General features: G+C 63.5%; 20 protein-coding genes. 15 read left to right on the plus strand and 5 right to left on the minus strand.

The annotated features are described in order from the left end of the window. The first annotated feature begins 6 nt into the window (after positions 1 to 6). The 4 genes from rsmD to VGG89_02130 are packed head-to-tail and all read left to right on the plus strand — an operon-like array spanning position 7 to position 2143. Entirely contained in the window at positions 7 to 558 is a 552-nt protein-coding gene (gene rsmD, locus VGG89_02115; GenBank protein HEY1975322.1) for a 16S rRNA (guanine(966)-N(2))-methyltransferase RsmD, read from the plus strand. 9 nt (positions 559 to 567) lie between these two features. Continuing rightward, positions 568 to 1089, plus strand: a complete 522-nt coding sequence (gene coaD, locus VGG89_02120) for a pantetheine-phosphate adenylyltransferase (GenBank protein HEY1975323.1) — start codon at positions 568 to 570, stop codon at positions 1087 to 1089. 11 nt (positions 1090 to 1100) lie between these two features. Next, positions 1101 to 1664, plus strand: coding sequence for a hypothetical protein (locus VGG89_02125; protein HEY1975324.1), 564 nt, complete (start codon positions 1101 to 1103; stop codon positions 1662 to 1664). Positions 1665 to 1720: 56 nt separating this feature from the next. Next, positions 1721 to 2143 (plus strand): carboxypeptidase-like regulatory domain-containing protein, encoded by a 423-nt coding sequence (locus tag VGG89_02130; GenBank protein HEY1975325.1) that lies wholly within the window; start codon positions 1721 to 1723, stop codon positions 2141 to 2143. A gap of 3 nt (positions 2144 to 2146) precedes the next feature. Here VGG89_02130 and VGG89_02135 read toward each other — a convergent pair whose 3' ends face one another. Continuing rightward, entirely contained in the window at positions 2147 to 3094 is a 948-nt protein-coding gene (locus VGG89_02135) for a DUF2249 domain-containing protein (protein ID HEY1975326.1), read from the minus strand. A gap of 63 nt (positions 3095 to 3157) precedes the next feature. Here VGG89_02135 and VGG89_02140 point away from each other — a divergent pair, with 63 nt between their 5' ends. Further along, complete coding sequence (locus VGG89_02140; GenBank protein ID HEY1975327.1) at positions 3158 to 4363, plus strand: acetyl-CoA C-acyltransferase; 1206 nt, start codon at positions 3158 to 3160, stop codon at positions 4361 to 4363. After that, positions 4338 to 4916: a TlpA disulfide reductase family protein gene (locus VGG89_02145; protein ID HEY1975328.1), complete on the plus strand. Its 579-nt coding sequence runs from the start codon at positions 4338 to 4340 to the stop codon at positions 4914 to 4916. The genes VGG89_02140 and VGG89_02145 overlap by 26 nt, the downstream gene beginning before the upstream one ends. Here the strand turns inward: VGG89_02145 and VGG89_02150 are convergent. After that, complete coding sequence (locus VGG89_02150) at positions 4863 to 6128, minus strand: divalent metal cation transporter (GenBank protein HEY1975329.1); 1266 nt, start codon at positions 6126 to 6128, stop codon at positions 4863 to 4865. The genes VGG89_02145 and VGG89_02150 overlap by 54 nt on opposite strands. Positions 6129 to 6191: 63 nt before the next feature. On the opposite strand from VGG89_02150, the gene VGG89_02155 reads away from it, so the two are divergent. Then, entirely contained in the window at positions 6192 to 7319 is a 1128-nt protein-coding gene (locus VGG89_02155; GenBank protein HEY1975330.1) for a DegT/DnrJ/EryC1/StrS family aminotransferase, read from the plus strand. Continuing rightward, positions 7316 to 8389 (plus strand): Gfo/Idh/MocA family oxidoreductase, encoded by a 1074-nt coding sequence (locus VGG89_02160; protein ID HEY1975331.1) that lies wholly within the window; start codon positions 7316 to 7318, stop codon positions 8387 to 8389. Before VGG89_02155 ends, VGG89_02160 begins: the two co-directional genes overlap by 4 nt. Here the strand turns inward: VGG89_02160 and VGG89_02165 are convergent. Further along, complete coding sequence (locus tag VGG89_02165) at positions 8370 to 9176, minus strand: enoyl-CoA hydratase-related protein (protein HEY1975332.1); 807 nt, start codon at positions 9174 to 9176, stop codon at positions 8370 to 8372. The genes VGG89_02160 and VGG89_02165 overlap by 20 nt on opposite strands. Beyond that, complete coding sequence (locus tag VGG89_02170) at positions 9163 to 10017, minus strand: 3-hydroxybutyryl-CoA dehydrogenase (protein ID HEY1975333.1); 855 nt, start codon at positions 10015 to 10017, stop codon at positions 9163 to 9165. Before VGG89_02170 ends, VGG89_02165 begins: the two co-directional genes overlap by 14 nt. A gap of 141 nt (positions 10018 to 10158) precedes the next feature. Between VGG89_02170 and phoU the strand changes: the two genes are divergently transcribed. From phoU to VGG89_02200, 6 genes are all read left to right on the plus strand, one after another. Next, positions 10159 to 10794: a phosphate signaling complex protein PhoU gene (phoU, locus tag VGG89_02175; protein ID HEY1975334.1), complete on the plus strand. Its 636-nt coding sequence runs from the start codon at positions 10159 to 10161 to the stop codon at positions 10792 to 10794. Beyond that, positions 10791 to 11939, plus strand: a complete 1149-nt coding sequence (locus VGG89_02180) for an aminotransferase class V-fold PLP-dependent enzyme (GenBank protein ID HEY1975335.1) — start codon at positions 10791 to 10793, stop codon at positions 11937 to 11939. The genes phoU and VGG89_02180 overlap by 4 nt, the downstream gene beginning before the upstream one ends. 113 nt (positions 11940 to 12052) lie before the next feature. Beyond that, entirely contained in the window at positions 12053 to 13447 is a 1395-nt protein-coding gene (locus VGG89_02185) for an MBL fold metallo-hydrolase (protein ID HEY1975336.1), read from the plus strand. Between the two features lie 99 nt (positions 13448 to 13546). After that, positions 13547 to 14713 carry a hypothetical protein gene (locus VGG89_02190; GenBank protein HEY1975337.1) on the plus strand — a complete coding sequence of 389 codons (1167 nt, stop codon included), beginning with the start codon at positions 13547 to 13549 and terminating at the stop codon, positions 14711 to 14713. Positions 14714 to 14760: 47 nt separating this feature from the next. Next, positions 14761 to 15423 (plus strand): hypothetical protein, encoded by a 663-nt coding sequence (locus VGG89_02195; GenBank protein ID HEY1975338.1) that lies wholly within the window; start codon positions 14761 to 14763, stop codon positions 15421 to 15423. A gap of 1 nt (position 15424) precedes the next feature. Then, positions 15425 to 16870, plus strand: coding sequence for a tetratricopeptide repeat protein (locus VGG89_02200; protein ID HEY1975339.1), 1446 nt, complete (start codon positions 15425 to 15427; stop codon positions 16868 to 16870). On the opposite strand, the gene VGG89_02205 is transcribed toward VGG89_02200, so the two are convergent. After that, positions 16848 to 17420, minus strand: coding sequence for an acyltransferase (locus VGG89_02205; protein ID HEY1975340.1), 573 nt, complete (start codon positions 17418 to 17420; stop codon positions 16848 to 16850). The two genes, VGG89_02200 and VGG89_02205, sit on opposite strands and share 23 nt — an antisense overlap. A 160-nt stretch (positions 17421 to 17580) precedes the next feature. Here VGG89_02205 and VGG89_02210 point away from each other — a divergent pair, with 160 nt between their 5' ends. Then, positions 17581 to 18345, plus strand: a complete 765-nt coding sequence (locus VGG89_02210; protein ID HEY1975341.1) for a hypothetical protein — start codon at positions 17581 to 17583, stop codon at positions 18343 to 18345. Positions 18346 to 18371: the final 26 nt, after the last annotated feature.

Genomic DNA, 18371 nt, shown 5'->3' on the forward strand with positions numbered 1-18371 from the left:
AGGGTCATGGCTCCCAAGATCACGGGCGGCTCGCTGAACAGCCGCAAGCTTCGCTCGCCCAAGGGACTCAACGTCCGGCCGACGCCCGGCCGCGTCAAAGAGTCGCTTTTTTCGATTCTCGCGCCGCGAATCGAGGGAGCGCGCTTCCTCGACCTCTTTGCGGGCACGGGCGCGATCGGGTTCGAGGCGGCGTCGCGAGGCGCGTCGCGCGTCGTGTGCGTTGAGGCGCATCGCGAAACGGCGCACGCGATCGAAGAAGCCGCGCGCGACATGGCTGTGGATAAGGTTGTGAGTATTTTTGCCGCGCCCGCCGAACGCGCGCTCTATCGTCTCGAAGGCCCGTTCGATATCGTGTATCTCGACCCGCCGTATGCCGACGACGTGCCGCTCCAACTTTTCCGCCTGCTGCGCGAACGCAACGTGCTGGCACCCGACGCGCTCGTGGTATACGAGCACGCGGCAAAGCGAATTCTTCCGGACATACCGGGGTATCGCTCGGAGCGCGAAGAAGTGTATGGCGATGTCGCCCTTGCGTTTATGGCGCCGTCATCGGCATAGGAATGGGATTTGACCAACGGTAGAGCCGCGCGTACGACGCGCGCGATCTATCCGGGGTCGTTCGATCCGCCTACCAACGGCCACCTTGACGTCATCGAACGCGCGGCAAAGTGCTTCGGCCAACTCATCGTCGCCATCGTCGTCAACCCTCAAAAACGCAGCCCCATGTTCACCTTGGACGAACGCATCGCCATGCTCAAGCAGTGCATCACGCACGTGCCGCAGGCGCGCGTCGAACACTTTCGGGGCCTTCTCGCGGACTATTTGAAGGCCGCTCAAGCCGACGTGATCGTCAAGGGACTGCGCGTGGTGTCCGATTTCGAGAGCGAGATGTCGACCGCGCTGATGAACCGGGAGCTATCCGGCGTCGACACGCTCTTCCTGATGTCGGATGCGAAGTATTCCTTCGTCAGCTCGAGCCTGGTCAAAGAGGTCTTTTTTCTCGGCGGCGACGTCGCCACGCTCGTTCCGGAGCCCGTGCTCAAGGTCATGACGGACAAACGCTCAACTCTTTCCGAGTCTCAATCGTAACGGAGGTAGAAATGTCGGTCTATCGAGTCCTAGATAAACTCGAGAGCTACGTACACGAAGGCACGTGGCTGCCCGCCGGTTATCGCGTGCTCTCCGAAGAACGGCTGCTCGAGTTCGTCGAGAAGATCCGCGCTTCGCTGCCCGAGGAAGTCGGGCGCGCGAAGATCATCGCAAAGGACCAAGACCGCGTGATGCGTGCCGCCGCCGAGAAAGCGCAAGCGATCGTCGAAGAAGCGGCCACCAAGCACGAAGAGCTGGTCGATCAAAACGAGATCGTGCAGCGTGCCCGGACGACTGCCGAGATCGTGCTGCGCGAAGCCGAAGAGCGCGCGCGCAAAGTTCGCGAAGGCGCGGACCACTACGCCGCGCAGGTGCTCGGCGAGATGGAAGGTCGTTTGTCAGGCGCGCTCGGCGCCGTGCGCAAAGGGCGGGACACGCTGACGCGTCAGCCGCAAGCGGCGGCCGCCACGCCGTCGACGCAGCTCGCGGATGCGGCGGCAAAAAGCAAGCGTGCGGCTTTCGACTTGCAAAACGCGGCCGACGAAACCGAAGCGTTGGAGTCGGTCAAGGCATAGCGCCCTTCGTAAAACTCAGGATGACGGAGGGTCGTACTCTGGGTATAGGAGTGGGCATGAGACAGTTCGCTACCTTGCTCACTCTTATGACCTTGCTCGTTGCGCCGGCGCTCGCCGACACGACGACCAACGGCGGTCTCCAAGGACAAGTCGTCGATCTCTCAACCGGCAAGCCGATCGCGCACGCCACGATCGTCTATTACAAGACGCCGTATCTCGACAACGGTCCGAACCGCATCATGACGATCAAGACCGATCGCCGCGGTTACTTCACCGACATTACGCTCGAGCCGGGCCGGTACATCGTCATGGCGCGCGTACCCGGTAAGGTCGAGGGATGCGCGGTCGACGACGTGCAGATGGGTGAAACCGCTCGCGTGAAGCTCGAGATCGGCCGCGACCAGATCGTGTGCTCGGGCCCGCGCGTCCATCCGACGCTCATCGACCCGAACCTCACCGCCGACCTGTATCGAATCTAGACGCTAAACCGGTGGGGCCTGAACGTTATGCGCGAAGGCCTCTAGGCGTGCGCGGTCGATCGCTTTGACGCGTCCGCGATCGAGTTCGACCGCGCCAGCGTTCTTCAATCGCAGCAGCGCGCGCGCCGCCATATCGCGGACGGTGCCCGCGGCGGCTGCGATTTGCGCTTGCGACAGGTTCTCGACACCCGGGAGTCCGCGCGTCATGCCGACCGACGCGCGCGCGTAGCCGAGCAAGAACTTCGCGACGCGCTGCAGCACGTGCGCGAATGCAAGATCCGCGATCGTGTCGATCGAACGGCGACGCGCCTGCGACGACGCGATCAGGAATCCCAGCGCGAGCTCGGCGTCGTTGCGCGCGGCGTGAATGACCGCCTCGCTGGGCAGCGTGACGACCGTCGCGTCGGTCAGCGCTTCGGCACGCGTGGTCGCGCCGCCGCCGTCGAAGGTGCCGCTCTCGTTGAGCGTGTCGTGCGTCAGCCGCTCGCCGATGGTGTGCGTCTTGCCGTCGGGCGAGAGCAGCGTGTAGATGACCTTGCCCGTCTTGACGATGCCGAGATACGGCCACACTTCGCCTTCGTCGAAGATGGTGTCGCCCGACTTGTAGTTGCGCTCGCTCATCTGCCCGGCAAGCTCTTTGATCGTGTTCGCCCGTGCCGACGTGAACTGCGGTACGTTTGCCAGAAAGGTCTCGCCGTCGGCGTTTTCGTCGATCCGCTCGAGACGAATCGTCCAGCGATTACTGCCGAGGTTGCGCGCGTCCCAAGAGAAGCGTCCGGCGCGCAGCTGCGTCATCTCGTTGCGCAGCGCGCGAGGGTCGGTCTCCTCGTTGATTTCGAGGGCCGTCCCGATCTGGAGCTTGTCGAAGGACTCAACGATCTGATCGGTCTTGCTCGCCGGAGAGAGCGAGCGGGCGTCCAGGGTGAGGGCAGCGGGGCGGTTCATGGGCATAGCCCGGCCGATTTAAGCGGGGCCAGGCACGGTGCCTGCCCCGGCCGAATAGGGAGGCCCGCTATGAGTACGCCAATCAACGATAGCGACGTCGTCATCGTCGCCGGTGCCCGCACGCCCTTCGGCAATCTGATGGGCACCCTCTCCGAGCTTACGGCCACCGACCTGGCCGTGGCCGCGGCCGAAGCCGCGATCGAGCGCAGCGGCGTCCCTAAGGAACGCATCGACGACGTCGTCTTCGGCAACGTCATTCAATCGAGCTCCGACGCCATATATCTGGCCCGTCACGTCGGTTTGCGAGCGGGCGTTCCCGTCGACGTGCCCGCGCTCACGCTCAACCGCCTCTGCGGCTCCGGCTTGCAAGCGATTCTCTCGGCGGCGCAGACGCTGCGCTTGGGACAGTCGACGTACGCGCTGGCCGGCGGCACCGAAAACATGAGCCAATCGCCGCACGTCGTGCGCGGCGCGCGCAAAGGGTTCGCGTTCGGCGCAAACGTGCAGTTCGAAGACTCGCTCTGGGAAGCGCTCACGGACTCGTACGGCAACACACCCATGGCGATCACCGCGGAGAACCTGGCGAAGAAGTATTCGATTGCTCGTGAAGCGTGCGACGAGTTCGCGCTGGCGAGCCAAGAGCGCGCGCTCGAATCGCAAGCCCAAGGCTATTTTGCCGGCGAGATCGTTCCGGTTGAGGTTCCCGGTCCCAAAGGCACGAAGGTAAGCGTCGACAAGGACGAGGGTCCGCGCGCCGGACTCAACATGGAGAAGCTCGGACGGCTACCGGCGCGCTTCGCCAAAGACGGCGTCGTGACGCCGGGGAACGCGAGCGGAATAACCGACGGTGCGGCGGCACTGGTCCTGACCACGGTCAAACAGGCCAAGGCCGACGGCGTCAAGTGGAGCGGACGTCTCGTCAGCGGCAGCGTCGTCGGCGTCGACCCGTCGATCATGGGCATCGGACCGGCCTATTCGATTCCGCGAGCCCTGCAGCGCGCCGGAATTGCGGAAAAAGACCTCGCCGTGATGGAGATCAACGAAGCATTTGCGCCGCAGGTGCTCGCATGTCTGCGCGAGATGGGCACTAATGGAAACGTGCGTCTGAATCCTCACGGCGGCGCGATCTCGCTCGGCCATCCGCTCGGCGCGTCGGGAGCGCGACTCGCACTAACGACGATTCACGACCTCACGCAGCGCGGCGGCGGTTACGGCGTCGCGTCGGCGTGCATTGGGGGCGGTCAAGGTATTGCAGCGGTCTTTACCGTCGATTAAACGGTTCGGCGCGCGCGCGGCCGCGCGTGTCCTGGACGTCCTTGCGGTCGCGGCGATCGGCTTCATCCTGTGGAAGGTGCTGATCGCCCCGCGAAATCTCGATCCGGCGCGCGCCTTTCCCGCGCCGCACGCAAACTACGCGCGGCTCGACGGCGGAACGTTTCGCGTCACCGACGCGCGCGGTCACGTCCTGTTCCTCGATTTCTACGCAAGCTGGTGCGAGCCGTGTAAGATCGAGTTGCCGCTCATCGAGCAGTGGGCCAAGTCGAATCAGCGCGCCTTGGTCGTGCCCGTCGACGTCGGCGAGCCGACGCCGGTTGCGTCCGCGTTCGCGCGGAAATACGATCTGCGCGGCGTCGCCCTCGATCCGCACGAAAGCGCGCAGGCGTTTTTTGCGGTGCACGGCTTTCCGACCGTCGTCGTCGTCGATCCCGCCGGCCGGATTCGTGCGACGTGGGAAGGTCTCAATCCGGCGATCGGACTGGCGATGTCCAACGCGCTAGCCCGGCTTGATCGTAAAGTAGAACATCCCGGCGGTCGCGGCGCCCATTAGCGCAACCGTCGCCCATCCCCACGCACGCGCGAGCATCGAACTTTTCCAACGCCCAACCACCGCGGAGTTGGAAGCAAGATAGACGATCGTCGCGATCAGCGGAACCGCGGTAATGCCGTTGAGCACCGCCGACCAAAAGAGCGCCTTGATTGCATCGACTCGCAACAGATTCATCGCGATGCCCAGCAAGATGCCCGCGACGATGACGCCGTAGAAGCGCGGCGCGCGCGCGACGGGTTCGCTGAGCCCCTCGCGGAAACCAAACGTTTCGGCCGCGACGTACGCCGACGATCCGGCGAGTACGGGAACCGCGAGGACTCCCGTTCCGACCATTCCGAGCGCGAAGAGCAGCTCGGCGAAGCGACCAGCCAACGGCCGCAGCGCTTCGGCCGCCTGCTGCGCCGTCGCAATGTTATGCTTTCCGGTCGCGCCGAGCGTTGCGGCCGTCGTCACGATGATGAACAGCGCGACGGCATTGGAGAAAATCATTCCCGTGTTGACGTCGGCGTGCATGGCGCGCACCGCCCCTTCGTCGGTGCCGCGGCGTTGCGCCAACTTCGTATTGCCGGCTTCCTTGTCTTCCTCGACCATGAGCGATGCTTGCCAGAAGAAGAGGTAGGGCGTGATTGTCGTTCCCAGCACGCCGACCATCGTGGAGAGAAAGCCGGAATCGAAGCGAACGTGCGGCAACAGGAAACCGCGCAGGACGTCGGGCCACGAAGCGTGCACGACGAAGGCGGTGATGACGTAGGCAAAGAGCGAGAGCGTCAGCCACTTGAACGCGCGAGCCAGCGTCGCGTAGGGCAGCCAGAGCTGCGCGGCGATCAAAGCGATGCCGAAGAAGAAGACCCATGCCTCGCTCGGCAGCGGAAGCACGAGGTGCGCCGCATCGGCCATGCCCCCGAGATCCGCGCCGGCGTTGAACGTGTTGGCGACGATCACCAGCCCGCCGAGCGCGTACGCTACCGGCGTCGCGAGGCGCTTGCGCATTACGGCGGCCAAGCCTTCGCCCGTTACCATAGAAATGCGAGCGCACATGCCCTGAATCACCGCCATCATCGGGGTTGAGACCAGGGTGAGCCATAACATCGAATAGCCGGTCGTTGCGCCCGCGACCGAGTACGTCGAAATCCCGGACGGATCGTCGTCGGCTGCGCCGGTAATCAGGCCGGGCCCCAAAATCGAAACCCAGCGCATCAACCGGCTCTTCATTCCCAGCACGTATACCCCGATTGGGCCTGTGAGTCGACGCCGCCGCCCGATACGATACCCGCCGTGAAGGTACCTTTTGTGGATCTGCAGGCGCAGTACGGTTCGATCCGTCACGAGGTTGGCGGCGCGATGGCCGACGTTCTCGAGCGCGCTTCGTTTGTGCTGGGTCCCCAAGTCACGGCGTTCGAGCAGCGTTTTGCCGAGTATAACGGCAGCAGCTATTGCGTGAGCGTGGAGTCGGGGACGGCAGCGCTCAAACTCGCTTTGATTGCGCTGGGGATCGGACGAGGCGATGAAGTCATCGTCCCAGCCAACACGTATATCGCGTCGGCAATAGCCGTGTCGGCGGCCGGAGCGACCCCGGTCCTCGTCGACGTCGACGATGCGTATCTCATCGATCCGGCAGCGGTCGAAGCGGCGATCACGCCGCGTACGCGCGCGATCCTCCCCGTGCACCTTTACGGCCAAGTCGTACCGATGAAACCCGTGCTCGAGCTTGCGGACCGTTATGGCCTGTTCGTGGTCGAAGACGCGTGCCAAGCGCACGGTGCGGTCTGGCAGTCCCGGCGCGCGGGAAGCATCGGCACCGTGGGATGCTTCAGCTTTTATCCGGGAAAAAATTTAGGCGCGTACGGCGACGGCGGCGCCATCGTTACCGACGACGAAGCCCTTACCGATCGTCTTCGGCTCTTGCGCGACTTTGGTCAGGCAAAGAAGTACGAACATCTCATCAAGGGTGACAACTGCCGTCTCGATTCGCTGCAGGCCGCGGTGCTCGACGTCAAGCTGCGCTACCTCGACGAATGGAACGAGCGCCGCCGGGATCACGCGGCGCTCTACGATTCGCTGCTGGCTGCGGCCGGATTTCCCACTCCGAAGAACCTCGACGCGCAGGGACACGTCTATCACTTGTACGTCACCCAGGTCGAGGATCGCGAGAACGTGCAGCGCCGGCTGTCCGAGCGCGGCATTCAAACGGGAATCCATTATCCGATTCCGATCCATCTGCAGCCGGCCTACGCCGAGCTCGGCTTGAGTGCGGGACGTTTTCCCGTTACGGAAAGCGCGGCCGCGACGATTCTGTCGCTTCCGATGTTTCCGGAGCTGACCGGAGAGCAGATTCGCTACGTCGCGGGATCGCTGGCCGAGATCGCTCGGCCGCCGGCCTCGGCTCACGCGAGCGTCGCATGAGCGCGTTCGAACGCAACGCGGCGATCGTCGGTCTGGGCTATTGGGGACCCAACCTGCTGCGCAACTTCACGGCGTCGGAGCGCTGGAACGTCCGCTGGATCATCGACGCCGACGAAAAGCGCCTCGCGCGCATGCAGCGCCTCTACCCGCGCGCGTACGGCTCGTGCGATTTCGACTCGGCATTGAGCGACCCGGAGGTCGATCTCATCGCGATCGCAACGCCGCCGGCGATGCACGCGACGATGGCCGGCCGGGCGATCGCCGCCGGAAAGCACGTTTTAGTCGAGAAGCCGCTGGCGGAAAACTCCGCCGACGCCCGGCGGCTCGTCGATGCGGCCGCGCGCCGCGGCGTGAAGCTCTTTACGGATCACACGTTCCTCTATACCGGGGCCGTCGAGGCGATGCACCGGCTCAACGCGGAGGGTGCGCTCGGCGAAATGTATTACGCCGAATCCCAGCGCGTGAACCTCGGGCTGTTTCAGCAGACCAACGTGATCTGGGATCTCGGTCCGCACGACGTGTCGATCCTCAACCGCGTTTTCGCAAGCGCGCCGGAGGCCGTATCGTGCCAAGCCCGCGCGTGCGTCAATCCCGAGGTGTGGGACGTTGCGTTCATGCTGCTGCGATACGGTTCGTGCGTCGCACAAGTACACTTGAGCTGGCTCTCGCCCGTGAAAGTGCGGCGCATGATGCTTTCCGCGAGCGAACGCATGCTCGTGTGGGACGACGTCGATCCGTCGGAAAAAGTCCGGATTTACGACAAGGGCGTCGTGCTCAATCCCAGCAGCGAAACGCTGACCAAACAGATGGTGAGCTACCGGCTCGGCGAGGTGCGCATCCCGATCGTCGACGAGCGGGAAGCCCTCGGTAAACTGATCGACGACGCGTGGGAAAGCATCGCCAACGGAGCCACGTCGCGCGTCGAAGGCGCGGTCGGGTACGACGTCGTCTGCTGTTTGGAGGCCGCGTGCGCGTCGGCCCGCGCCGACGGCAAATGGATCGAAATCGGGGAACCGGCGACGGCGCGCGCCATCGCCGGCGTCGTCGACGTTACCGTCCCTTCCAGGTAGGCTTTCGCTTTTCGAGGAAGGCGCCGGTGCCTTCTTTGATATCTTCGGTATCCACGAGCGTACCGAACTCGAGCGCTTCGAGTTCCAACGCGTCGTCGATGGAGAGATGCGCGCCGTTGTTGATCGCGCGCTTGCACGCGGCTATGGCGAGCGGCGCCTTCGCTGCGATCGTCGACGCGATGCGCTTGGCTTCGTTCAATAGTTCGGCCTGAGGGACGACCTTTTGCACCAAGCCGATGCGCAGCGCTTCCGCTGCATCGATGATCTCGCCCGTCAAGCAGAGGTACATGGCCATGCCTTTGCCGACCAAGCGCGTCGTGCGCTGGCTGCCGCCGTATCCGGGGATGAGACCGAGGTTCACTTCGGGCTGTCCGAACTTCGCATTTTCGGATGCGATCATGATGTCGCCGGCCATCGCGAGCTCGCAGCCGCCGCCGAGTGCGAATCCGTTGACGGCCATGACGACCGGTTTGCGCATGCGCTCGATCTGCCGGGTGAGCGATTGACCCATGCGCGCCTGATCGGCGCCGGCACCCGCCGACGCCAGCGCATTGAGTTCGGAGATATCGGCGCCGGCCGCAAACGCTTTTTCGCCGGCGCCGGTGATGACGACGGCGCGCACGTCGGGATGCGCGTCGAGCTCGACCAGCGCCACCGAGAGCTCGGCCAGCAGCGATCCGCGCAGCGCGTTGAGCACGTTGGGCCGATTGAGCGTTACGATGGCTACCGGCGCTTCGACCGTCACGAGGATGTTTTCGAACGTCCGCTGCCCGCTAGGCGTAGTCATAGAATCCCTTTCCGCTCTTACGTCCGTAGCGGCCGGCTAACACCATGCGCTTGAGCAGCGGCGGCGCGGCCATCATCGGATCTTTGAACTCGTCGAACATAATTTCGGCGATGTAGTAGGTCGTGTCTAAACCGACGAAGTCGAGCAGCTCGAACGGTCCCATGGGATACCCGCATCCCAACCGCATGCCTTTGTCGATGTCCTCTTTGCTGGCCAGTCCTTGCTCGTACACGCGAATCGCGTACAGCAAATACGGAATCAGCAGGCGATTGACGACGAAGCCCGGCGTATCTTGCGCGAGAATCGGTTCCTTGCCCAGCTTCTTAGCAAAGTCGAACAGCGTGTCGACCGTCTCTTGAGTCGTCGCGATCGTCTTTACGACCTCAACCAGTTTCATGATCGGAACCGGATTGAAGAAATGCAGGCCCGCGACGCGGTTCGGCCGCTTCGTCTTGGCGGCAAGTTCGACGACGCAGAGGCTGGAGGTATTCGTGCAAATGATCGCGTGCGGCGCGAGAAGCTCGTCGAGCTCGCGGAAGAGCTTCGTTTTGACCTCCACGTTTTCGATAATCGCTTCGACGATCAAATCGCACTGCGCGAGCCCGGCGACCTCCGTCGTCGTCGTCAGCCGCCCGAGCGTTGCATCGCGATCGGCTTGCGACAGTTTTCCCTTTTCGACGAACTTGTCGAGCGATTTCGCAATCCCCGCCATGCCGCGAGTCAGCGGCTCTTGCGCTACCTCCATCAGCACCACGTTGAAGCCGGCGCTTGCGCAGGTTTGCGCGATACCGCTGCCCATCAGTCCGGCGCCGCAAACGCCGACCGTGCGGATCTCAGCCACGAGTCCTCCTCCTTAGAATAGCTATGCTGGAAGCCCTTAAGGTTTTATAAAGGCCGCAGGTGCATTCGTTGCGTTGCAGGGAAGCCACCTTTGCCTTATACTGGGGGCTGCCGCTCGTCGCTCTAGGAGGATAACGATCACGTGCGCACGGCGTATCACGAGGCGCTGGAGGGAACGCGGCTGGACGTCGTCCGGCTTGGTGCCCTCGTTGGCGACGCTATCCGCGTAGCCGTCGAGGCGCTCAATAATCGCGACGCCTCTGCAGGCGCTCGAGTCGTCGCCGGTGACGACGCGATCGACGATCTGCGCCGCCGTGTGGAATCTCACTGCATCGAGCTGATTTGGCGGCAGCAGCCGGTCGCGGGCGAGTTGCGCGAGATCGCGGCTATGTTGGAAATCGCGACCGATCTCGAGCGGGTCGGCGATTACGCGGTCGACATCGCCAAGAACGCCATCAAGCTCTCCGATCAACCCATGCGCCCGCAAAAAGTCGAAATCGACCGCATCGCCAGCGTCGCGCACGCGATGCTGCTCGACGCGATGCGCGCGTACACGGAGCGCGACGTCAAGCTCGCGAGCGACGTCATCGACCGCGACGACGAAGTCGACAAACTCTACAAACGCAGCATCAAGCTTCTGCAGCAAGAGATGCGCGAAGATCCCGAGATCGTGCGTCCGGGTACGCGCTATCTGTTCGTGCTCGCGTCGCTCGAGCGCGTGGGCGATCGTGCCGGTAACATTGCCTGGCATACGAAGGACATGATCGGCGCGGAGTGAGCACGCCGCTCCCGCGCGACGAATTTGCCGTTACCGAGCGTTACGTCTACCTGAATCACGCCGCGACCGGCGTGCTGCCCCGATCGTCGGTTGCCGCGATCGAAGGTTTCGTTCGCGAGCACGGAGCGGGCGGCGTCATGGGAACGGGACGTTACGAGGCCCGCATGCCGGAGTTTCGCGATCGCATCGCGCGGTTCATCGGCGCGAAGAGCGGCGAGATCGCGGTGCTGCGTAATACGAGCGACGGCGCTAACGTCGTAGCGCTCGGACTAGACTGGCGCGATGGCGATGAAGTGATTGTCTGCGACAACGAGTTTCCGGCCAACGCGATCCCATGGGTCGCGCTGCGACGGCGCGGCGTCAACGTTCGCGTACTGCCGACGCAAAATCAACGCCTCACGCCCGACGTTCTGCGTCGAGAGATTACGCAAAGGACGCGCGTGGTCGCGATCTCGTGGGTGACCTACTCCGACGGCTACCGTCACGACCTGCCGGCATTAGCGGAAATCGCGCACGAATCCGGAGCGCTGCTTTGCGTCGATGCGATGCAGGCTCTGGGTGCATTCGGCGTCGACGTCGCGGCCGCCGATGTCGACGTGCTCTATTGCGGCGCCGCAAAGTGGATGCTGGGATTGCAAGGCGTAGCGTTTTGCTACGTGCGCGAGTCGCTGATCGAGCGTCTGGAACTGGCCGCGCCGGGTTGGCGGTCGATGCGCGACATGTGGGATTTTCCGAACTTCGACCAGCCGTACGTTGCGGACGCCTCGCGCTTCGAAGGCGGGACTCCGAACTATCTCGGCGCCCTTTCGTTCGCGAGTTCGATCGAGCTCATCGAACGTTGCGGCGGAACGGCGGCGATCGCGCCTTACGTCCTGAAGTTGACCGACGCGCTCTGCGCCGGTTTGCAGCGTTTGGGGGCGCGCGTGGCGAGCCCGCGCGGCATCGGAATTTCGTCGAGCATCGTGACGTTTAGCATGCCCGGCTGCGACAGCGTGGAGCTGGGATGCGCGCTGCAAGAGCGCGCCGCGATCGTTACGACCTACCGCGCGTCGGGAGTTCGTGTCGCGCCGCACGGTTATAACACGGCCGCGGAGATCGACCGGCTGCTCGAGGCGGTCGCGCAGTACGGCCCTGCGGCGGGGTGAGCCGGCGCGGGACACACGGCCGTCCGGTGCGCGCAAATCGAGGCGAAAGGCCCGGGCCGTCGGACTGCCCGGCCCCTTGGTAGGGCCAGGCCGAAGCGCGTACTCTTAGGTCGATGCACGGTGTTCGATCGAGCGAGATAGCAAACACCTCAGGTGAGACGCGAGCCGGCTCACCGGTCGATAGCGCGCCTTCGGCCACGCTGCGATGGGTAAACCACGCGTCGTTCGCCTTCGATGCTCGTGACGTCTGCGTGTTGGCCGACCCTTGGCTCACAGGTCCTGCGTTCAACCGGGGATGGTCGCTCCTGGTGCCTACGCCGCGCGGCGCCGCCAACTTCGAGCAAGTCACGCATATTTGGATATCGCACCAGCATCCCGATCATTTCAGTCCGCGCGACTTGCGCGCGATTCCGCCGGAGCTGCGCGCTAAGATCACGCTCCTGTATCAGAAAACCCGCGATAGGCGAGTCGTAGCTGCCTGCAAGGCACTGGGGTTCGCGCAGGTGCGCGAGCTTCCAAAGCGGCGGTGGATTGCATTATCCGACCACGTCTCGGTGATGACCGATTCCATCCTCGAGGATTCGTGGCTCGCTTATAAGACGCCGGACGCGGTGTTTTTGAACGTGAACGACTGCGTAATCGAGGATGAGCGAACCGTTGCCAAGATCCGCCGCGCGGTGGGTGCGGTGGACGTTCTTCTTTCACAGTTCTCGTACGCCAACTGGGTGGGTAATCCCGACGAAATCGAGTTGCAGCGCGGCGCGGCACGCTTGCGGTTAGACTATCTCGTTAGACAGATCCAGGGACTCCGGCCGCGCTTCGTGGTTCCCTTTGCAAGCTACGTCTACTTTGCAAATACGGAAAACTGGTACCTCAACGAGCAGATGAATCGTGTAGAAACGGTCGTCGAGCGGATCGGAGAACAGACGTCCGCGCAACCGATCGTGTTATTCCCCGGCGACACGTGGAACGTCGGTCAGCCCCGCGATAACGCCCAGGCAATCGCAGCGTACGCTCACGAACGGGAGGAGCGTCTCAAAGCAGGGGCGCCGTACGAACCGCTTGCGGTGACGCGAGAACAAATCGAGAGCTCGATTAACGCGTTCTACGGACGGATCTCGCGTAAGATGGCACCGCTGCTGCGGGCTTATCCTCTGAAGACGCGCGTTTACGTGACCGATCTGGACCTCGTCGTCGAGCTGTCTTTCAAAGGCTTTAACGTCCGGAGTGACCCGGCATCCGCGGCGCAGGCGGACCTGGAAACCAGTGCGGACAATCTACTGTTCGCCTTAAAAACGCCTTGGGGCGGCGAAGCACTCTGGGTGAACGCTCGCTTCCGAACGCGCAATTTTCAACAGTTAAAGCGCTTTTTTAATTTTTTCCGGGTGGCGGATATTACGGAGCGGCCCGGGACGACGATTCCTTGGTTCATTTGGCGCGCGTTGCCCGGGGTACTGCGAGCCCTGCATTTTGCGACGATCGGGCGCTTTCGCAAAGAAGTCTCATAGGGGTTCGTGACGATGAAAAGCGTTTGGGCCGCTTGCGCCTCAATAGCCGCACTTTACGTAGCTGAGGCGGCGTCATTTACCCATGCGTTGCACTACAGTATGCCGATGCCGCATGCGGGCGTATATCGAATTGCGGCTGGTATCGCGGCCGCTCTGCTGACGGGAGCCGTCTATTGGTTGTACGTTGCCGTCCGCCGGCTGAGCTCTCTTCCCGCGGTGCCGATCCTCGCGTGCGCCCTGATCATGGGCGCGACGTCGTTCGCCTTTATCAATCCGCACCGGGATGCGCTGGCTTATATCGCGTACGCGAAGCAGCCGACATTCGCGAGCGCGTACAACGTGCCGCCGGATTACGTCCTGCCGCCGGGTTTCTCGGAGATAAAGCGGGAGTGGCCCGCTCTCCCCACATGTTCGTACGGGCCGCTCTGGCTGTGGGTCGCACGAGCGCTTACTGGTCCGGTTCAAAGCTTAGCCGGCTGCATGCTAGTCATGCGATTCATCGGACTGCTCAGTCTGGTGCTGATGTTCGCGGCGGTGGTGCGCCTTCGAGCTCCGCCGGCGGTTGTCGCCGCTACGATTGCCAATCCGTTTTGGTATTTCTTCTACGTGTTGGAAGCGCACAATGACGGGCTCGCCCTTATGCTCGTGGCGGCTGCTATGGCGATTGCAGTTCCGCTTCCGTTCGTCGCCCCCGTCGTCGCAGGTGCGGCTGCGCTCGTCAAAGCGCCCTTCATTCTGATTGGAGCACTGGCATTCTCGGGCGCGCGTTCGGCGCGTAACCGTCTCTGGCTGCAGTTGGCGATCCTCGCCGCCGTCGCCGTGGCGGGATCGCTCTTCGGCGGCCGCCGCTATTTTGAGAAACTCTTTTTTCACGGCACGCAGACGTACAGCACCAGTCAATCTACCCTCGGCCATCTCTTTGCCGCGATCCACATCGCGCTGGCGATCCTCGCGATCGTTGCGATTGCGGCCGCGGTCTTGCGTGCGCGATTCTCGGGACCGTTATCGTTCAGTTTCGTAGCGCTCTCGAGCTTCCCGTATCCGTGGTACTTGGGTTGGGGCTTACCTTATGCCTACGACACGCCCTTCGTGCCGGCGTTTCTCGCGCTGCTTTCCGTTTTTGGCTTTCTCATGAACTCGGAGCCCGTCGCCCGCCTCTTCGAGGCTGCGGTACTCGTGGCTGCGATCGCCGTATTCTTGCGACGGCGCTATCAACTCCGAACTGAGGGCGCGGGGGCCGCGGTGCCGTTGGTGAGCAGCCGCTAGTCCGCGTCACGCAGTACGCGCCGCCGACGGCGGCGAAGCAGTAACCGATGCTCGCAACGATCTTTTTGGCGGCGCTTTCGAGCGCCGTGCCGGCGCTCGCGCCGGGAACGTATACGTACACGGCGACCTACCAGGGCGCGCAGAGCGGAACGTCGACCTTGGTCGTTCGCCGGACCGGCGACACCACGACGATTCAAGAGAATGCCAGCGGTGTGATCAACGATCTCCAGGTCGCCGGTACGGTCACGCTCAATCTCGGCGCCGATTTGGTTCCAACGGTGTACAACGGATCGTACGATAGCGGCGCCCTCCACTCGGTCGTAACGGTCACGGTTGCCAAGACGTCGGCCACGCTCGTCGGCACGACCACCGGCGGCGTGCAGATGATGTTTCCGCTGAAGCCGCCGGCGCGGCATCTGGTCATCATCGAGCCCGGATTGATGGCCGGACTCTTCGCACTTCCAGCGCAAATGCAGGCATGGCAGTACGATCCGATCTTGGCGGTTGCGCCGTCCATCGGGAAGAGCGAGAACTACGCGCTCGACACGACGGCAAAACCGCAACGGCCCGACGGCGTTCCCGCGCAGGATACGCAAATAACGTTCGGTGGTCCGCTGGCATTTACGATGTGGTACGATCCGGCGACCTACGTACCCGATGCGGTCGTCGTGCCGTCGCAGGACGCCGTCGTCACTCGCGTCCGCCACTAGCGTGACGCGGCCGCGCAAGCTGCTCGAGCGCGCGCTCAAAGATGTGCAGGAGCGGTTGCGCAATCACCCGGGTTCGGTTCCGATCATGTTCGAGCGCGCGCAACTGCTCGACCGGCTCGGACGCGCCGACGACGCGCGGCTCGCCTACGTCGAGATTTTGCAGCGCGACGCTTCGCATTTCGGGGCACTCAACGACTTGGGCATGCTGCTCTTCAAGGCCGGCCTTCGCCAAGAGGCGTTCACCTGCTTTAACGCCGTTGTCGCCAAGCATCCGCGCGAAGCCGTCGGGCACGCAAACCTCGCCTTGATCTTGCTGCGCGGCGGCGAGAAAGAAAAGGCGCGCGAGCACTACGAGATCGCGGTTTCGCTCGATCCGCAAAACGTCGAAGCGCGCCGCGGTTTGGCGTTGGCGCTCGAAGCGCTGGGCGATCGCACGAGTGCGGCCGTGCATCGCGACATCGGTTTCGGCGCGGCGCCGCTGGTGGAGATTCCGTATCGCGGCGAGGGCAGCGGCATCCGCGTGCTGCTGCTCGTTCGCGCGGGCCCCGGAAACGTCCCGACGGACCGGTTTCTCGACGACCGGACGTTTGCAGTCGCAAAACTCGTCGCGGATGCGTATCGGCCCTCGCTCGCGCTGCCGGCGCACGACGTGATTTTCAACGCCATCGGCGATGCCGACGTAACCGGTGACGCCCTCGAACGCGCCGCTGCGATCGTCGAGCGATCGGGTGCGCTCGTCGTGAACCCGCCGGAGGCAGTATTAGAGACGGGTCGCGTGCGCATTGCGCGGCGTCTGCGCGACGTCGAAGGGATCGTGGCTCCGCGCGCGCAGGCGTATGCCAAAGCGCTGTTGCTCGCGCCGGACGCCGTCGACCGGCTCGAAGGCGACGGATTCGGGCTCCCGTTTCTCTTACGCGCCGCGGGGTTTCACACCGGCGAGCATTTCGAGCGCGTCGAGCGGCGCGAGGAGCTGCGCGAAATCGCCTCGCGGCTTCCCGGCGAGGAGCTGCTGGCACTCGAGTTTGCCGACGTTCGCGGCGCCGACGGCAACGCGCGCAAATACCGGGTGCTCTTCATCGATGGAAATCTCTATCCGCTCCACCTAGCGATTTCGCCGCACTGGAAAGTCCACTACTTCTCCGCGGCGATGGCCGATCACGCCGAACGGCGTGCCGAAGAAGAGCGATTTCTCAGCGACATGTCCGGCGCGCTCGGCGGGCGTGCGGTCGACGCGCTCGCGCGCGTCGCGGCTGAGCTCGCCTTGGATTACGCGGGGGCGGATTTCACGATCGACGCCGGCGGCAACGTCGTGCTGTTCGAAGCTAACGCGACGATGATCGTTCCGGTTCCCGATGCCGACCCACGCTGGGAGTATCGCCGGGCGCCGATCGCTCGGATCGAACGAGCCGTGCGCGCGATGCTGCTTAGGCTATCGCGTCCTGCCTAACGACGCGGGCAGGCGCTCCGGCGGCTGTAGCGTAGGGCGGAATGTCGGCCGTCACGACCGAGCCCGCAGCGACGATCGCGTGATGTCCGATCGTCACTCCGGGAACCACGATGACGCCCGAGTACAACAGCACGTGGTCTTCGATGCGCACCGGTGCACAGTCGATCGTCAACGGCACGGCAGGATCGGTTTGCGAGGACGGCACTTTGCGTCCTTGCTGCGACGTCACGTGCACGTGTGCACCCATGTGCACGTTGTTGCCGATTTCGATCCCGCCGCCACCCCATAATACACTATACGGCCCGATCTCGACGCCGTCGCCGATGTGTATGTATCCGCGCGATCCGCCGACGGCCGACGCACTCAGGTACGCGCGATGATCGATAAAGACGTTCTTCCCCGCGGTGATGCGATCGGCGCCGCGCACCAGCACGCTGCTGCCGAAAAGCACGCCCGGTAAGGCGTCGCGTTGCGCTTGATCCGCGGTGGCGGAGCGCAGCGCCGTTTTCAGTGCGCGCCAAAGGGTCCCAATGCGCCGGACTGGGTTCATAGGGGAAGCCTACCGCGTCGGCCCCGATTTTGACGTAGGCCAAGCGTCCCAATGCCTGCGAGGCGTTCGACTTAGCCAATTGACCGGGTGGAATCTTCGCTGGCGGGCGCTGCGACGGTACGATGCTTTCGAGCTTGCTTCTTCACGAGGAGAGAATAGTATGCGAGGGTCGATTCGTCGGTGGCCCGCCGTCTGCCTAACCGCAGTTTTGGCGACGATGCTGTCCGCCTGTCACGGCGGCAGCACGGCAACCGGCTCCAATATTCTTCCGCAGCAAATGTCGCCGGGACAAAGCGACGCTGCATTTACGTCCAATTCGTTGGGTCCAGTCAACCTCTATCCGGGGGCGATTATCGGAGCCGACGACATGTTCAAGCCGCACGACGGCGACACCAAGACCGGCGGTCGCGGCAAGACGATCGACAAGATCCCGTGCGCCCCGACAGAGTATCTCAACGACTATCACATTCACGTGTATCTGGGCATCGTCTATAAGGGCCGGCAGGTTGCCGTGCCGGACGCGATCGGCCTCAACGGCCCCGGTCCCGAGCAAAACGGATACATCAGCACCGCCAAGTGCTTCTACTACATCCACACGCACGACGCGTCCGGCATGGTCCACGTTGAGTCACCCAATAGCCTGCCGCCCAGTGCAACCGTGTACACGCTCCAAAACGTGCTCGACGTCTGGGGCATGAAGTATTCGCACACCAGCTTCGGCCCGTTCAAGGGCGAGGTACACGTCTTCGTCGGCAACCCCAGCTCGCTGGGCGAGACGACGGTCAGCCACTACACGAAGGTCAAGCAAGCCGGCAAGCTCGGCACAATTTCGATCAAATCGCATGAAGTGATCTGGATTGAAATCGGCAAGCCGGTAACCAAGGGCGCGAACCTTCCGCCCGTGACGTTCTACACGGAATACTAGTCAACCGTCCGCTCAACTTCGCTAAC

This window comes from Candidatus Baltobacteraceae bacterium (assembly GCA_036488875.1).
GTDB lineage: Bacteria > Vulcanimicrobiota > Vulcanimicrobiia > Vulcanimicrobiales > Vulcanimicrobiaceae > JAFAHZ01.

Coding starts and splice junctions, on each gene's coding strand:
- rsmD (HEY1975322.1), top strand. CDS start 7: ATGGCTCCCAAGATCACGGGCGGCTCGCTGAACAGCCGCAAGCTTCGC.
- VGG89_02125 (HEY1975324.1), top strand. CDS start 1,101: ATGTCGGTCTATCGAGTCCTAGATAAACTCGAGAGCTACGTACACGAA.
- VGG89_02130 (HEY1975325.1), top strand. CDS start 1,721: ATGAGACAGTTCGCTACCTTGCTCACTCTTATGACCTTGCTCGTTGCG.
- VGG89_02135 (HEY1975326.1), bottom strand. CDS start 3,094: ATGCCCATGAACCGCCCCGCTGCCCTCACCCTGGACGCCCGCTCGCTC.
- VGG89_02140 (HEY1975327.1), top strand. CDS start 3,158: ATGAGTACGCCAATCAACGATAGCGACGTCGTCATCGTCGCCGGTGCC.
- VGG89_02150 (HEY1975329.1), bottom strand. CDS start 6,128: ATGAAGAGCCGGTTGATGCGCTGGGTTTCGATTTTGGGGCCCGGCCTG.
- VGG89_02160 (HEY1975331.1), top strand. CDS start 7,316: ATGAGCGCGTTCGAACGCAACGCGGCGATCGTCGGTCTGGGCTATTGG.
- VGG89_02165 (HEY1975332.1), bottom strand. CDS start 9,176: ATGACTACGCCTAGCGGGCAGCGGACGTTCGAAAACATCCTCGTGACG.
- VGG89_02185 (HEY1975336.1), top strand. CDS start 12,053: ATGCACGGTGTTCGATCGAGCGAGATAGCAAACACCTCAGGTGAGACG.
- VGG89_02190 (HEY1975337.1), top strand. CDS start 13,547: ATGCCGATGCCGCATGCGGGCGTATATCGAATTGCGGCTGGTATCGCG.
- VGG89_02195 (HEY1975338.1), top strand. CDS start 14,761: ATGCTCGCAACGATCTTTTTGGCGGCGCTTTCGAGCGCCGTGCCGGCG.
- VGG89_02205 (HEY1975340.1), bottom strand. CDS start 17,420: ATGAACCCAGTCCGGCGCATTGGGACCCTTTGGCGCGCACTGAAAACG.
- VGG89_02210 (HEY1975341.1), top strand. CDS start 17,581: ATGCGAGGGTCGATTCGTCGGTGGCCCGCCGTCTGCCTAACCGCAGTT.